The following is a 15,218-nucleotide window of genomic DNA, read 5'->3' on the forward strand; positions in this document are numbered from 1 at the left end:
GCTGTCGCTTCCTGTCACAGGTTCCGGGAGATGGAGTTGTACTTCTCCATCACGTAGTACAGCCCCACCCGCTTCTTGGCCTCGGTGAACGCCGGTTCGGCCGGACCCTGGTAGCGCCGCAGGACGTCGTAGATCTCGGAGTCGTTGTAGTCCAGACGCGGTGAACGCATGGCGGGCGAGTCGTCGTCGCCGCCGATCTTCCCGTCGATGTCCCACATGTCGATCACGAAGACGCTGGTCAGCGCGAACTCCTCGTCGTCGTGCGCCTTCTTCCAGATCGAGTACTTGTCGTCGTCGCTGGAGGCGTCGAGGATCGGACGGCCGGTCACGTAACCGGCGTTGAGGCAGTAGTTCCAGGCACCGACGAGGGTGAGGGCGCGCTGCTTGGCGATCCCGGTGGACGAGTCCTTGATGAACTGTCCCGTCGTGTTGTACGCCAGGATCGTGGCTTCCCACGCCGCCTCGTCGAGGGGCTCGATGTGCCGCATCTCCCAGTACGCCGAGGTCTGGACGAGCGCTTTGCGGATGCCGTACTTGTTCGACAGGCTCGTGATGAGCTCGTCGTGGTCGACGACGGTGGACTGGAAACACTTCCAGTGCTGGTAGCTCCGGGTGCCGCCGTCGAGCGGATAGCCGAGGGACTCCATGTACTTGCCGACGTCCGTCTGCATGGCGGTGAGCACGGAGTCGTCGAGGCGGGTGTCGTTCTTGAGCGTCCGCGGCGCGTCGAAGGAGCCCTGCCCGGTGTCGCGCCCCGAGGCGATGTTGTTGTCGATCTCGATCGCGCCGTCGCCGGAGCCGACGGTACGCGTGACGACCTGGTCGTAGGCCCAGTTGCCGGGCAGTGGGTATCCGAAGTTCCCGGAGAAGCCGGAGGACAGGTCCGAGACGAACGAGGCGCCCGCGTGGCCCGCTTCGGAGACCCGGGTGCACACGTTGCGCGGCCCGTAGACGCCGATCGCGAAGCGGTTGCCGTCGTCCGCGATCGCGTCCTCTATGCCCTTGAAGTGCGGCAGGACGCTGTCGGTCACGTCCTGGTCGAGGGCGTCGAAGTCGACGGCGAAGAAGATCCGGGTGCCGGACCTGAAGCCGTGGTCCAGGGCGGCGTTCACCGCGGCCTGTCCGGCGGTGCGGCCCGCGATGTAGGTGAAGTCGGAGGCGTCCCGGCCGTACGTCTGGTAGATCGGGAAGCAGCGCAGCCCGGCGGCGGCGATGGCGGCCAGTTCACCCTCCTGGATGGCCTTCTCGTAGGGCTTTCCGCCGGTCGGGTTGGTGAGATAGCGCCCGAGGTACTTGATGCCGTCCGCCTTGAGCGCGGCGGCCCGGGCCGGCGTGACGCGGGTGACGCCGTCGCAGGCCTCGCCCTTGCGGGACTGGTCGCCGTAGGAGACGAGCAGCGACGCCCAGGTGGAGAAGTCGCCCTTGCCGGTGGCGGGGAGGGCCGCGAAGGACTGGAACGAGGAGACCGCCGAGGACAGGGCACTGGTGAAACTCGAAGTGAAGGTGACCGGGCGCTGGTTGAGGATCATCGCGCCCGAGAACAGCTGCACCCAGGGTCCCGAGTCGCCGGTGGTGACGGTGTGGCTCTTCAGGCCGCTCTGGGTGCCGGGGCCGAAGACGCCGTTGGCCGTGCCGTCGGCCATGCCTATCTCGTACTGGACGGCGAACAGAACCGACTTGGCGACGTCGCGCGAGTGATGGCCGTCGGCCGGAATGATGGTGAAGTCACGGCGGGACACATAGGTGCCGTTGAGCCATCTCTGCACGGCTCTGATGCTCTCCGAGCCGCCGTTGACGGTGACGTAGGCGTCCATGTTCAGCAGACCCTTGAACACCTTCGGCACCAGGTCGCCGCCGGGATAGGTGAAGTCGACGCCCATGTCCTGCTTGAGCTTGGCCATCGACGCCTGCACACGTGAGCTGTAGAGGCCGTCGATGTCACCCCCGTCGTATCCCTTGCAGTACAGGCCGGACTGGATGATCCGCGCGAAGTTCGCGGAGGGGACGGTGGCGCTGTTGAGGCTCGGGTACTTCGACGCGAGCGTTGACAGCGTTGTCGGACCGAAGGTGTCCGACAGGCTCGTGATGCCCAGCTCGTACTGGAGGGCACGGGTCAGGCCGAACATCGTCGGCCAGCCGGTGACTCCGGTCTCGGGAATGCGGTCGATGCCGAGCTTGCCTTCATAGGCGCCATTGATGAACGCCTGCGCTCTGCGCACCATCTCGTCGGCCACGGGGGCTCCTGTTCCGTTGCGGAGGACTCGTACTCGGTCGAGCGGTCGGTCGGAATCGATCGGTCGAGCAGTCGAACAACGTCTGGTGGCCGCCGGGCGTGTGATCACCATAGGCAGAGCGTGATCAGCAACTGCAAGTAAAATCGGGGGAGTTGACGGACATTGGCGTGAAAACAACACCGCCGCCGCCACCCTCCGGGGAGGAGGAGGGAGGCGGCGGCGGAGTGCTGGGCGGGGTTTCCGCGGGGTGGTCAGAAGACCGGGGTGCCGTCCTGGGTCAGCCGCCAGTTGGCGGCGGCGAAGTCCGCCGGGTCCAGGGAGCCCTTGGCCGTCACGTAGTCGATCATCAGCTGGCGGATCTCGTTGGTGGAGCTGTAGGCGATGTCGGCGGCGGCGATGTGCGGGTAGCCGCTGCCGCCGTTGGCCCGGTAGTTGTTGACGGCGACGACGAAGACCTGGCCGTCGGCGACCGGGGTGCCGGCGTAGGAGAGGTTCTTGATCCTGGACCCTTCCGGCTGCGCGATGTCGATGTCGTACGAGACGCCCGCCGCCGTGTCGTACATGTAGTCCCAGAAGCTGTTGGCGTTGGTGAGGGTCGCGGTGTCGACCTTCGTACCGGCCGGGACCTGGTGGTAGTACTTCGCCGCGTACTCCAGGTAGTCCTTGAGCTGCGCGCCCGTGAGCTTCTTGCCGTACAGGGTGTTGTCGTAGATGTAGAGCCCGGCCACGTCGCGGATGGTGACGTCGCCCTGCGGGATGTCGGCCGTCCTGCTGAAGGGCGCGGCCACGGAGATGAGCGGCAGGGCCGCGTCGGCCGTCGACAGGCCGGTGGCGACGGTCGCCAACTGGACCTGGTGGATGAAGTCCATGACGGGGACGTCCTTCCAGCACGCCTCCGCCGCGGAGAGGTCGGCGGTGCACGTGCCGACCGGGGTGTTGACGTACTTCACCACCAGCTCGTGGTCCGCCGTGAGGAGCCCGGTGATCTCGGCGTCCTCCTCGACGGTGTTGCTGTTGAGGGTCTGCGCCTTCGTGCTCGTCACCTTCCACTGCCCGTGGACGAGTTCGAGCTCGAAGTCGAAGACGGTCAGCCGCATGCCGTAGCAGTACGGCTCGGAGAGGACGACGTCCTTGCCGGTCCCGGTGTTCGTCACCGTGTAGGAGGAGACCTCGGTGTGGGTGTGACCGACGAGGATCGCGTCGATACCGGGGACCTGCTGGGCGACGAGGTTGGAGGCGTTCTCCACGTAGGGCAGTTCGTCGCCGTACGACGAACTGCCGTCCAGACCCGAGTGGTCGGTGAGGAAGACCACGTCGCAGCCGAGCGCCCGCATCCGCGGCACGTACTTCTTCGCCTGCTCGACGAGCCCGGTGAACGCCATCTTCCCGGCGACGTTGTCCTTGTCCCACAGGGCGATTCCGGGGTTGGTCAGGCCGAGGATGCCGACCTTGATGTCCGGGGCGCCGGGGACGCGAACGCGCTTCACGGTGTACGGCTGGAAGGCCGGCCGCAGGGTCTTCGCGTCGAGCGCGTTGGCGCCGAGCAGCGGGAAGTGGCACTGCTCCTCGAAGCGGCGCAGCGTCTCGATGCCGTAGTTGAACTCGTGGTTGCCGAGCGCGGCGGCGTCGTACCGCATGGCGTTCATCGCGATCGCCATCGGGTGCTTGGGGCCCCGCTTGCCGCCGGTGCCGACGATGGGGTCGACGCGCGCGTAGTAGTACGCCAGCGAGGTGCCCTGGATGATGTCACCGGCGTCGACGAGCAGGACGCGGTCCTCGCCCTTGGCGGCGCGCTGCTGCTTGACGAGGGTCGCGACGCGGGCGACACCGACCGAGTTGCCCTTGCTGTCCTGGTAGGCCGCGTCCGTGTAGTAGTCCCAGTCGAAGACGTGGCTGTGCAGGTCGGTGGTGCCGAGGATCGAGAACGACCAGGTGCGCGGCGGCTTCGGCGGCTTGCGGTGGGCCGCCTGCGCGGGCGTCGCCGCGACCGTGCCCGCGACGGCCACGGCCGCACCGGTGACGGCGGACTTCTTGACGAACTCCCGGCGGTTCAGGGGAGGGACGGGCATGGAGGACACTCCTGGGACGAGGGCGAGGGGGCGGGCGTACGAGCCCGTGCGGGGTCTTCGAGGTCTGCGAGCCGTGCGGGACTACACGCGTAGAGCGTGGTCGCCGACGGGCCCCTCGGGAACCAGGAGCACCCCATCTCCCGGTCAAGTAACGGTCAGTTCGCGCCGCCCCGGGACACCCCGCCCCCTGCCTTCAGGACGCGTTCACCTCCCCGGCGGACCCCGGGCACGGCAGCGCCCCCGGCCGGAGATCCGGCCGGGGGCGCTGGTCCGCCTGAGGTCCCGTACTAGATGAACGAGTTGATCTCGATCGTCTCGTCACGGCCCGGGCCGACGCCGATCGCGGAGATCGGGGCGCCGGACATCTCCTCCAGGGCCCTGACGTACGCCTGGGCGTTCTTCGGGAGGTCCGCGAAGGTCTTGGCCTTGGTGATGTCCTCGGACCAGCCGGGAAGCGTCTCGTAGATCGGCTTCGCGTGGTGGAAGTCGGTCTGCGAGTACGGGAGTTCCTCGACGCGCTTGCCGTCGATCTCGTACGCCACGCAGACCGGGATCTCCTCCCAGCCGGTCAGGACGTCCAGCTTGGTGAGGAAGAAGTCCGTCAGGCCGTTCACGCGGGTCGCGTAGCGGGCGATGACGGCGTCGAACCAGCCGCAGCGCCGGTCACGGCCGGTCGTCACACCGCGCTCGCCGCCGATGCGCCGCAGCGCCTCGCCGTCCGCGTCCAGCAGCTCGGTCGGGAACGGACCCGAGCCGACCCGGGTCGTGTACGCCTTGAGGATGCCGATGACCCGGCTGATCCTGGTCGGGCCGACACCGGCACCCGTGCAGGCGCCGCCCGCGGTCGGGTTCGACGACGTCACGAACGGATACGTGCCGTGGTCGATGTCCAGGAGCGTGCCCTGGCCGCCCTCGAAGAGCACGACCTTGTCCTGCTCCAGCGCCTGGTTCAGCACGAGCACGGTGTCCGCGACGTACGGCTGGAGCCGGTCCGCGTAGGCCAGCAGCTCCTCGACGACCTGGTTCACCTCGATGGCGCGCCGGTTGTAGAGCTTGGTGAGCAGCTGGTTCTTGACCTCCAGCGCCGCCTCGACCTTCTGGATGAGGATCGACTCGTCGTAGAGGTCCTGGATGCGGATGCCGACGCGGTTGATCTTGTCCGCGTAGGTCGGACCGATGCCGCGTCCGGTGGTGCCGATCTTCCGCTTACCGAGGAAGCGTTCCGTCACCTTGTCCACGGTGACGTTGTACGGCGTGATGATGTGAGCGTTTCCGCTGATCAGGAGCTTGGAGGTGTCGACACCGCGCTCGTTCAGTCCGTTCAGCTCGGAGAACAGGACCGACGGGTCGATGACGACTCCGTTGCCGATCACCGGAGTGCACTCCGGCGTGAGGATTCCGGAAGGGAGGAGGTGGAGGGCGTATTTCTGATCGCCCACGACTACCGTATGGCCGGCGTTGTTGCCGCCCTGGTAGCGCACCACATAGTCCACGGATCCACCGAGCAGGTCGGTGGCCTTTCCCTTGCCTTCGTCACCCCACTGAGCACCGAGCAGCACAAGTGCGGGCACAGGCGTACACCCCTTCCGGGCGGGGCATGTCCAAGGTCGGGGACGTACGCGGCTGCTTCGTGACACAGCTGAGTACGCCGGCGACCACCTTTGGCCGCGACCGTCGGACCGGATGCCCCGGAATAGACGAAGCCCCTGGCGCAATAGCGCAAGGGGCTCTTGCACAAAGATGCTACCCGAGGAAGCGAGGCAGGACCGAGGTGGCGGCTTCCGACCAGCTTCTGGTGGTCATCGACCCGGTCGCCCGACGGACGGACGGCGAGTCCGTGCGCATCGCGAAAGACGTGCTCAGCGCGGGTGCGGCGACCAAAGTGTGTCTTCCGGAGGGACCCGAGGAATTCGCCCGGGCGCTGCTCCGACGGGGTGCGCGGCGCCCCGTCGTGATCGGGGACGACGGCGCCCTGCTGCGGGCGGTGGCCCTGCTCCACCGGCAGCGCGAGCTGGCCGGGTGCGGGCTGTCCCTCGTGCCCGTGGGCGGCGTGCTGGCGCTGTCCCGCGCGCTCGGTGTGCCGACGGGCGCCGTCGCGGCGGCGCGGACCGTCCTCGACGGCGCCGAGCGCCGCCTCGACCTGCTCGTGGACGACAGCGACGGCGTGGTGCTCGGCGCGCTGCGCATCCCGTCCCTGCCCGCCCGGCCGGCCGCCGCGCTGGGCACGGTCCCGACCGGGGAGCCGGGAGAGGACGGCGCCCACCCCTGGCTGCGCACCTGCCAGTCGCTGGTGCGCACGCTCGCCTCCCGTCCCGCCCGACCGGCCGTGGGCCCCGCCCACAGTCCCTCCCGGCTGCGGATCGAGGTCGACGGCGTGTGCGTGGTGGACCTGGACCAGCCCGTGGAGGCCGTGTCGGTGACCCCCGGGGCGTCGGGGACCGGCGCCGTGATCGAGGTCCGTCCGGTGTCCGTGGGCGCCGAGGCCGCCCCGCTCCGGCTGATCGGACACCGGGTCACGGTCTCCGGTGCCGACTTCCGCTACCGCGCGGACTCCGTGGTGAGCGGCCCGGTACGGACCCGGACGTGGACGGTGCGGGAGTCGGCCTGGGGGCTGACGCTGCCCACGCCGCGCTGAGGGGCCCTTCCGCCGGCGCGGAGGCCGTCACACCTCACACCTCGACCTTCAGGCCCTCCAGACCGCGGATCACGAAGCCCGGCTTGCGGACCGGCTCCTCGGTGAGCCGGAGCCCGGGAGCCCTGGTCAGGAGCGCGCTCATGGACGCGGCCAGCTCGATGCGGGCCAGCGGGGCGCCGATGCAGTAGTGGATGCCCGCGCTGAAGGAGATGTGCGGGTTCTCCGCCCGGGACAGGTCCAGCGTGTCCGGGGAGGCGAACACCTCGGCGTCACGGTTCGCCGAACCGAAGAGCAGCGCGATCTCCGCGCCCCGCGGCACCGTCGTCCCGTCGATCTCGATGTCGTCGAGGACCCAGCGCTCGAACAACTGGAGCGGGGTGTCGTAGCGGAGCAGTTCCTCGACCGCCGACGGGATCAGCGTGTGATCGGCCCGCAGATCGGCCAGCTGCGCGGGGTGCCGGAACAGGTTCCACCAGCCGGTGACCGTGGAGTTGACCGTCGCCTCGTGCCCCGCGTTCAGCAGCAGGACGCAGGTGGAGATCATCTCCTGCTCGGTGAGCCGGTCGCCCGCGTCGTGCGCCGCGATCAGCCCCGAGATCAGGTCGTCCGCCGGTTCCTTGCGCCGGGCCTCGATCAGCACCCGCAGATACTCGGTGAACTCCACCGACGCGCGGACCGCCCGCGTCGCGACCTCCTCGGACGGGTTCAGCTCGTACATCCCGCAGATGTCCGCCGACCAGGGCCGCAGCGGCGCGCGGTCGGACTCCGGGATGCCCAGCATCTCCGCGATCACGGCCACCGGCAGCGGCTCCGCCACGTCGGTCAGCAGATCGCCGCCGCCCGCCTCCACCAGCCGGCCGACCAGCTCACCGGCCAGCCCCTCCACGTACGGCTTCAGCCGCTCCACCGTGCGAGGGGTGAACGCCTTCGACACCAGCCGGCGGATCCGGGTGTGGTCCGGGGGCTCCAGGTCCAGCATCCCGTGGTCGTTGAGCGTGTGGAACGGCTCCTGCTCCGGCGGCGGCGCCGTCCGGCCGAAGTCCTCGTGCGTGAACCGGTGCTGGTAGGTCCGGCCGAGCCTGCGGTCCCGCAGCAGGGCCGACACGTCCGCGTGATGCGGCACCAGCCACTGGTTCGTCGGCTCGTAGTGGTGCACCCGGCCCCGCGCGCGCAGTTCCTCGTACGCCGGGTACGGATCCGCCACGAACGCCGGGTCCCACGGGTCGAAGGCCCCCGGGGCCGGACTCTTCGAGGCGGACGTCTCCAAAGCTGCCATGACCGGACGCTAGCCCGAGGCGACCCCCGCTGAACAGGGGTGACCGGGGCGAGGTGCCCGGCGGCGGACGGGCCGGGTCGGGCCGGGGGGCGTCAGCGCGGGGTGACCAGGCGGGCCTCGTACGCGAACACGGCCGCCTGCGTACGGTCCCGCAGGCCCAGCTTCACCAGGATGCGGCTGACATGGGTCTTGATCGTCGACTCCGCCACGACGAGCCGCCCGGCGATCTCCGCGTTCGACAGTCCCTGCGCGATCAGCACCAGCACCTCCGTCTCCCGGTCGGTCAGGTCCCCGTAGGCCGCGTGCGCCGTCGCCGACATCCGGGGAGTGTCCGCCAGCTTGGAGAACTCCGTGATCAGCCGCCGGGTGACCGAGGGGGCGAGGAGCGCCTCCCCGGCCGCCACCACCCGTACGCCGTCCGCGAGTTGGCGTGCCGACGCGTCCTTCAGCAGGAAGCCGGACGCTCCCGCGCGCAGCGCCTGGTACACGTACTCGTCGAGGTCGAACGTCGTCAGCACCAGGACCTTCGCGGCGCCGTCCGCCGCGACGATCTCCCGGGTCGCCTCGATGCCGTTCATCTCCGGCATGCGGATGTCCATCAGGACGACGTCCGGGGCCAGTTCGCGGACCTGGTCCACCGCCTCGCGGCCGTTGACCGCCTCGCCCACCACCTCGATGTCCGGCATCGCGCCGAGCAGCACCGAGAAGCCCTCACGGACCATCATCTGGTCGTCGGCGATCAGTACCCGGATCGTGCCGCCGTCCGTGCCGCCGCCGAGCGTGTCCCGCGTCATGCCGTCTCCTCCGCCGACGGCACCGGCAGGAACACCGCCACCTCGTAGCCCCCGTCGTCCGTCACCCCCGCCGTCATCTCGCCGTCCAGCATCGTGACCCGCTCGCGCATGCCGGTGATGCCGTGCCCAGCGCCGTGCGAGGACTTCTCCAGCGACGTCACCGGCGCGGGGCCGTTGACTATCCGCAGGCCGAGCCCGCCGAGGACGTAACCGATCTCCACCCGGGCCGGCGCGCCCGGCGCGTGCCGCAGGGCGTTGCTCAGCGCCTCCTGGACGATCCGGTACGCCGACAGCTCGACGCCCTGCGGCAGCTCGCGCACCGCTCCGGTGACCGCCTTCTCCACGGTCAGGCCCGCCTCCCTCACGTTGGCGAGGAGCGCGTCCAGGTCGGCGAGCGTGGGCTGCGGGGCGTCCGGGGCCTCGTAGTCCTCGGCCCGCACCACGCCCAGCACCCGGCGCAGTTCGGTGAGCGCGGCGACGGCGTTCTCGCGGATCGTGACGAACGCCTGCTCCAGCTCGGGAGGGGGGTTCTGCACCCGGTAGGGCGCCGCCTCCGCCTGGATGGCGACCACCGACATGTGGTGCGCGACGACGTCGTGCAGCTCGCGGGCGATCGTCGTGCGCTCCTCCAGCAGGGTGCGCCGGGAACGCTCCTGCGCCGTCTCCGACTGGTGCGCGGTCACCTCCTGCTCCGCCGCGCGGCGGATGTTGCGGACGGTGACGACGAGCAGGGCCAGTGCGGAGACGAACAGCAGCGGGAACGTGTTGGAGCCGTAGTAGCCGCCTCCGAACAGGGCCTCGGAGAACATGCCGTACGCCGCCGTCAGCAGCCACATCCACACGGCGACGCGGGGGCGGCTGCGCAGTGCCACGACGGTCATCACCGTCACCTGCGCGACGAAGCTCCCCGGCGCCCACGGCCAGTCGCCCATGACGCCGCCGAACAGCGCGACGACCGGGGCCGCCGCGATCGAGAGCCAGAACGCGCCGATCGGGCGGGTCAGCGTGGCCAGCACGGGGAGCAGGGCGAGGAGGCCGCAGAACAGGGGCCCGAAGCCGCTGTCGCCGTCGGCGGCGGTGTAGCCCGCGGCCATCGCGATCAGGCCGGCCGCCACCACCGCCGCGTGCGGGGTCCAGGCGGCACAGGCGCGCAGGGTCCCGGAGAGACGGCGGGTGAGGGGGCCGTCCGTGCGCATCGGGGGCAGCGGACGGTAGGCGAAGACGTCGCGGAACATGTCCTGCCGCAGGTCCGCGACGAGGCGGTACTCCGGGCCGGGGTGGCTGGTGTCGGTCACGTTCGAAACGGTAGGCGGCGGGCGGCCCCCGGTCGTCACCTCCGAGGAGGGTCCTTCGGGGTCCGTCTCAGGTACTACACGCCCCGGGACCAGGAGCGGACACGCGATTTCCAGCCCCTCCGGCGTTTGAGGAGCGGGGCCGTGGAACGGGGCCGTGATTTCCAGCCCCTCCGGCGTTTGAGGAACGGGGCCGTGGAACGGGGCCGTGATTTCCAGCCCCTCCGGCGTTTGAGGAACGGGGTCCGGGGCGGAGCCCCGGGGACGGGAAGGGCAGGGGCGGAGGGGGCGAAGAAAGTCTGTGCCCGACAGGGCAGGGCCGACGAGCCGCCCGGTGTCAACTGGGCTGCTTACCAGGCCAGTTGGGCGATCTCCTCGGCAACCACCGCACAGGCGTCGGCAGCCGGATCGATGAGAGGGAAGTGACCGACGTCCTCCAGGAGCGTCAGGCCGACCACCTCACCCGCCTTGGCCGCCGCATCGGCATACGCCTCGGCGACAGCCTGCGGCACCACGACATCGTTCCGCCCCTGGACCAGGGTGGTGGCGATCCCGGTGGGCAACAGCCGGACGGGGTCGGCGTACGGCAGACGCTCGTCGAACCCGGCCTCCCCGCCGAGCAACTGCCGAGCCGCCCCGCCACAGACACCCAGCTTCTCCGCGACCTCGAAGTCCGCGATCGGAGCGAGCGCCACGACCCCGCGCAACGGCGCGGGGCGCTCGATGTGCCAGGGCGCGTCGGCGGGCAGCAGGTGACGCGCCGCGGCCCACAGGGCGAGGTGCCCGCCCGCCGAGTGCCCGACGACCACCAGGCGGCGGGGGTCGGCCCCCGGCACCGCCTCACGCACGAGCGCCGGCAGCGCGTCCAGCGCGGCGGCCACGTCGTCGAAGGTGTCGGGCCAGCGTCCGGCGACCGGACCCGCGGGGTCCACCGGCCCGCCCTGCGCGGGGATCGGGCCACCCGACGCGGGCGCCGGAGCCTCGCCGCGCCGGTACTCGACGTTCGCCACGGCGAAGCCGCGCCGGGTCAGGAAGTCCGCGAACGGGGTGACATGCCGGCGGTCGTACGGAGCCCGCCACGCGCCGCCGTGCAGGAGGACCACGAGGGGCGTGGGGATCGCCGGGTCGGGGTCGCGCGGGGCGTAGAAGTCGATCACCTGGTCGGGGTGGTCGCCGTACGCCACCGTGACGTCGGGGTCCACGGCCGGGTGGGAGAAGGCCGACGCCTCTTCGGCGTCGGAGCCGTCCTGGGGTGCGGCGTCGTCCTGCATGCTCCAACCTCTCAGCGGTGAAACGGATTTGGCGGACCAGGGAAGAATTCGGCCGTTGGCCGGGACGGTATCAGGCCGGTGACGTGCGTCGACACGGGGTTGTGACGCTCGGTGAGGGTTAAACGGTTCTGCTGTTTCGTTACGCTGGCGGTCGGCACCCCTGCCGTCCGTACGTGATCCGCGAAGGAGACCGACATGTCCGCCGAGCCCGGCACCGTACGTCCCGGCGGCCGCACCGCACGTGTCCGCGCGGCCGTCCTCAGTGCCGCCGGGGACGTGCTCGCCGAGGAGGGTTTCGCGCACCTCGACCTCGCCGACGTCGCCCGGCGGGCCGAGGTCGGCAAGACGACCGTCTACCGCCGGTGGGGCTCCGTGACGGCCCTGGTCGCCGACCTGCTCGGCGACATGGCCGAGCAGTCGCTTCCCCGCGCGGACACCGGCAGCGTGCTCGGAGACCTGCGCGCCAACGCCGACCTCGTACGGCGGACGCTCGCCGATCCCCGGCAGGGGCCGCTGTTCCGGGCGGTGATCGCCGCCGGAGCGTGCGACGCGCGGACGGCGGAGGCGTTGCGCCGGTTCTACGAGGTGCGGGTCGCCGAGTGGGCGCCCTGCGTCGAACAGGGTGTGTCCCGGGGTGAGTTGCCGGTGGGAACGGACGCGGGAGCGGTCGTGCGGGCTGTTTCGGCGCCGTTGTACTACGGGCTGCTCACCGGTGGGGCGGTGCCGAGTGCCGCCGATGCCGAGCGGGCCGCCGGCGCGGCGGTGGCCGCCGCGGCGGCGGGGGCGTTCGTCGTCGCCGGGTGACCCCTCGCGCCCGGGGGGGGTGCGACTTCTCCCGCGGGCCGGTGGGGCGGGCGGACGGGTCCTCGCCCCCTCCGCCCCTGCCCGTCCCCGGGGCTCCGCCCCGGACCCGGTTCCTCGAACGCCGGAGAGCTGCCCCCCCCCCCCCCCCCGCCCCTCGGCTGCTAGGCCAGGACCTCCGCCAGGACGCGGGCCGCCCTCTCCGTCTCCGCGAAGCCCACGTACAACGGGGTGAAGCCGAAGCGGAGGATGTCCGGGTGGCGGAAGTCGCCGACGACGCCCCGGTCGATCAGCCGCTTCATGACCGGGCCCGCGTCGGCGCAGCGCAGCGCCACCTGGCTGCCCCGCTCCGCGTGGGCGGCCGGGGTCACCGACTCGACGCGGCCCTCGGGGGTGTAGGCCGCGACGCACTCCAGGAAGAAGTCCGTCAGGGCGAGGGACTTGGCGCGGACCGAGTCGACCGAGACGCCGTCCCACACCTCCAGGGCCGCTTCGAGAGCCAGCATCGAGAGGATGTCCGGCGTGCCGACGCGGCCCCGCAGCGCACCCGGCGCGGGCGCGTACGACGGGCTCATGCCGAAGGGCTCCGCGTGCGAGTTCCAGCCGGGCAGCGGGGAGTCGAAGCGGTCCTGGAGGCCGGAGCGGACGTACAGGTACGCGGGCGAACCGGGGCCGCCGTTCAGGTACTTGTAGGTGCAGCCGATCGCCAGGTCCACGCCGTGCTCGTCCAGCCCGACGGGCAGGGCGCCCGCGCTGTGGCACAGGTCCCACACCGCGAGCGCGCCCGCCGCGTGGATCGCGCCGGTCAGGGCGGGGAGGTCGTACTGCCGGCCCGTGCGGTAGTCGACGTGGTTGAGCAGGACGGCCGCCGTGCGCGGGGAGAGCGCCGAGGGCACCTCGGCCGGTTCGACCGGGCGCAGTTCGCACCCGGTCAGACGGGCGGCCGAGGCCGCGATGTACCCGTCGGTCGGGAACGTCGTCGCGTCGACCAGGATCTCGTCCCGGCCCTCGGGGGCGAGCCGGACCGCTCCCACCAGGGCCTTGAAGACGTTGACGCTGGTCGAGTCGCCGACCACGATCTGCCCGGACGCGGCGCCGACGAGCGGGGCGATGCGGTCGCCGATCCGCTCGGGCGCGGTCCACCACCCGCTCTCCTCCCAGGAGCGGATGCGCAGTTCGCCCCACTGACGGCGGACGACGTCCTCGACCCGGCCGGGGACGTCGACCGGCAGCGCGCCGAGCGAGTTCCCGTCCAGGTACACCACGTCGTCGAGAACGAACCGCTCGCGCAGCTTGCCGAGTTCGTCGGCGGCGTCCAGCTCCGCCGCCCGCTCGGCCAGGGACTCGGGGGCTCGCTCAGACATAGGACCTCGCCGTCCACAGCTCGGGGAACACGTTCTTCTGCGCGCGCTTCTCCAGCCAGGCCACCCCGGCGGAGCCGCCGGTGCCGGTCTTCGAGCCCATCGCCCGCCGGGTGGCGACGAGGTGGTCGTTGCGCCAGCGCCACACCAGTTCGGCCACGTCGGTCAGCGCCTCGCCGAGACGCGCCAGCTCGTCGTTCTCGTCACCGGCGTACAGCGCCGTCCAGGTCGCCTCGACCTCGGGCGACGGCTCGTAGCGCCGCGACACGTCACGCTCCAGCACGGCGGCCGGGATCGCGTGCCCACGGCGCGCGAGGAGCCGCAGCACCTCGTCGTACAGGCTCGGCTCGTGCAGGGCCTTCTCCAGCTCGGCGTGCACACGCGTCGCGCCCCGGTGCGGGACGAGCATGGACGCGGACTTCTCGCCGAGCAGGAACTCCATGCGCCGGTACATCGCCGACTGGAAGCCGGACCCCTCGCCGAGGGCCGAGCGGTAGGAGTTGAACTGCGCGGGGGTGAGCTGTCCGAGCGGGCGCCAGGACGCGTTGAGCGCCTCCAGCTGCCGTACGGAACGCTTCAGCGCGGCCACCGCGACGGGGATGTCGTCCGAGCGCAGCGCCTTGGCCGCCGTCTCCCACTCGTGGACGATGACCGTGAACCACAGCTCCATGACCTGGGTCGTCACCAGGAAGACCATCTCTCCGGGGTCGTCGGAGAGGGTGTGCTGGAGGTGGGTGAGCACGTCGGCCTGTACGTAGTCCTCGTACGGCGTCGTGCCCTGGAAGTCGAGATGCGGGGTCTCGGGCTCCTGAGCCTGCGTGGGCTGAGCCTGGTGGGACATCGCTGTCTCCTGCGTTGTGCTCCGGGTAGCGGTCCGCCCCTGCCGTTACCGACACGGGGGCCCCGGTCCCCACCGGGCATCCTCCACAATCGTCCCCCGAAACCGCAAGGTCCGCCTGGTCACACCAGGCGGACCCGCGTCGGAGCCCCCGGGCAGGGCTCCCGTTGCTAGCCCAGCGTCTGGGCCGCAGTCGGCGAGGAGTCCTTCAGGAACGAGCTGCAGCGCTCGTACTCCTCCTGCTCGCCGATCGCCTGCGCGGCGCGGGCGAGGGCGTGCAGGGCGCGCAGGAAGCCGCGGTTCGGCTCGTGCTCCCACGGCACCGGGCCGTGGCCCTTCCAGCCGCTGCGGCGCAGGGAGTCCAGACCGCGGTGGTAGCCCGTACGGGCGTAGGCGTACGACTCGACGACGCTGCCCCGCTCGAACGCCTCGTCGGCGAGCTGCGCCCAGGCGAGTGAGGAGGTGGGGTACTTGGCGGCGACATCGGCGGGGGCCGTGCCGTTCGCGAGGAGCTCGCGCGGCTCCGGGTCGTCGGGGAGATGGGTCGGGGGCGGTCCCCCGAGGAGGTTCTCGTGAATCGTCATGGGTTCCAGTCTGGCGCATGCCCGCGCTCCGCCCACCGCCCGGCGGAGCGGCAACGGCACCTT

Annotated in this window: 12 protein-coding genes; 2 read left to right on the forward strand and 10 right to left on the reverse strand. The window is 71.1% G+C overall.

Translation table 11 applies throughout. From position 1 onward, the window contains the following. Positions 1-14: 14 nt before the first annotated feature. From ABZT74_RS00445 to ABZT74_RS00455, 3 genes are all read right to left on the reverse strand, one after another. Positions 15-2,234, reverse strand: a complete 2,220-nt coding sequence (locus ABZT74_RS00445; protein WP_356170673.1) for a glycoside hydrolase domain-containing protein — start codon at positions 2,232-2,234, stop codon at positions 15-17. Positions 2,235-2,485: 251 nt separating this feature from the next. Further along, positions 2,486-4,303: a 5'-nucleotidase C-terminal domain-containing protein gene (locus ABZT74_RS00450; protein ID WP_356432640.1), complete on the reverse strand. Its 1,818-nt coding sequence runs from the start codon at positions 4,301-4,303 to the stop codon at positions 2,486-2,488. A gap of 287 nt (positions 4,304-4,590) precedes the next feature. Next, on the reverse strand, positions 4,591-5,874 hold the full coding sequence (locus tag ABZT74_RS00455) for an adenylosuccinate synthase (protein WP_356432643.1): 1,284 nt from the start codon (positions 5,872-5,874) through the stop codon (positions 4,591-4,593). A 200-nt stretch (positions 5,875-6,074) separates the two neighbouring features. Between ABZT74_RS00455 and ABZT74_RS00460 the strand changes: the two genes are divergently transcribed. Continuing rightward, positions 6,075-6,938 (forward strand): diacylglycerol kinase family protein, encoded by an 864-nt coding sequence (locus ABZT74_RS00460; RefSeq protein WP_356432646.1) that lies wholly within the window; start codon positions 6,075-6,077, stop codon positions 6,936-6,938. Positions 6,939-6,972: 34 nt separating this feature from the next. On the opposite strand, the gene ABZT74_RS00465 is transcribed toward ABZT74_RS00460, so the two are convergent. The 4 genes from ABZT74_RS00465 to ABZT74_RS00480 all read right to left on the reverse strand — a co-directional run bounded on the left by ABZT74_RS00465 (position 6,973) and on the right by ABZT74_RS00480 (position 11,571). Continuing rightward, positions 6,973-8,214: a cytochrome P450 gene (locus tag ABZT74_RS00465; protein WP_356170682.1), complete on the reverse strand. Its 1,242-nt coding sequence runs from the start codon at positions 8,212-8,214 to the stop codon at positions 6,973-6,975. 92 nt (positions 8,215-8,306) lie between these two features. Continuing rightward, entirely contained in the window at positions 8,307-9,008 is a 702-nt protein-coding gene (locus ABZT74_RS00470; protein WP_356170685.1) for a response regulator transcription factor, read from the reverse strand. Beyond that, on the reverse strand, positions 9,005-10,243 hold the full coding sequence (locus ABZT74_RS00475; protein WP_356170881.1) for a histidine kinase: 1,239 nt from the start codon (positions 10,241-10,243) through the stop codon (positions 9,005-9,007). The genes ABZT74_RS00470 and ABZT74_RS00475 overlap by 4 nt, the downstream gene beginning before the upstream one ends. A 407-nt stretch (positions 10,244-10,650) precedes the next feature. After that, entirely contained in the window at positions 10,651-11,571 is a 921-nt protein-coding gene (locus ABZT74_RS00480) for an alpha/beta hydrolase (protein WP_356170688.1), read from the reverse strand. Positions 11,572-11,766: 195 nt separating this feature from the next. Between ABZT74_RS00480 and ABZT74_RS00485 the strand changes: the two genes are divergently transcribed. Continuing rightward, the gene (locus tag ABZT74_RS00485) at positions 11,767-12,375 is read left to right on the forward strand and encodes a TetR/AcrR family transcriptional regulator (protein WP_356432650.1); all 609 of its coding nucleotides are present in this window, start codon (positions 11,767-11,769) and stop codon (positions 12,373-12,375) included. Positions 12,376-12,536: 161 nt separating this feature from the next. Here ABZT74_RS00485 and kynU read toward each other — a convergent pair whose 3' ends face one another. The 3 genes from kynU to ABZT74_RS00500 form a co-directional block, all read right to left on the reverse strand. After that, complete coding sequence (kynU, locus tag ABZT74_RS00490) at positions 12,537-13,736, reverse strand: kynureninase (RefSeq protein ID WP_356432653.1); 1,200 nt, start codon at positions 13,734-13,736, stop codon at positions 12,537-12,539. Continuing rightward, complete coding sequence (locus tag ABZT74_RS00495; RefSeq protein WP_356170696.1) at positions 13,729-14,574, reverse strand: tryptophan 2,3-dioxygenase family protein; 846 nt, start codon at positions 14,572-14,574, stop codon at positions 13,729-13,731. Before ABZT74_RS00495 ends, kynU begins: the two co-directional genes overlap by 8 nt. A gap of 167 nt (positions 14,575-14,741) precedes the next feature. Beyond that, entirely contained in the window at positions 14,742-15,155 is a 414-nt protein-coding gene (locus tag ABZT74_RS00500) for a DUF3151 domain-containing protein (protein WP_355880242.1), read from the reverse strand. Positions 15,156-15,218: the final 63 nt, after the last annotated feature.

It is taken from the genome of Streptomyces sp. NPDC005302 (assembly GCF_040607345.1).
Classification (GTDB): domain Bacteria; phylum Actinomycetota; class Actinomycetes; order Streptomycetales; family Streptomycetaceae; genus Streptomyces.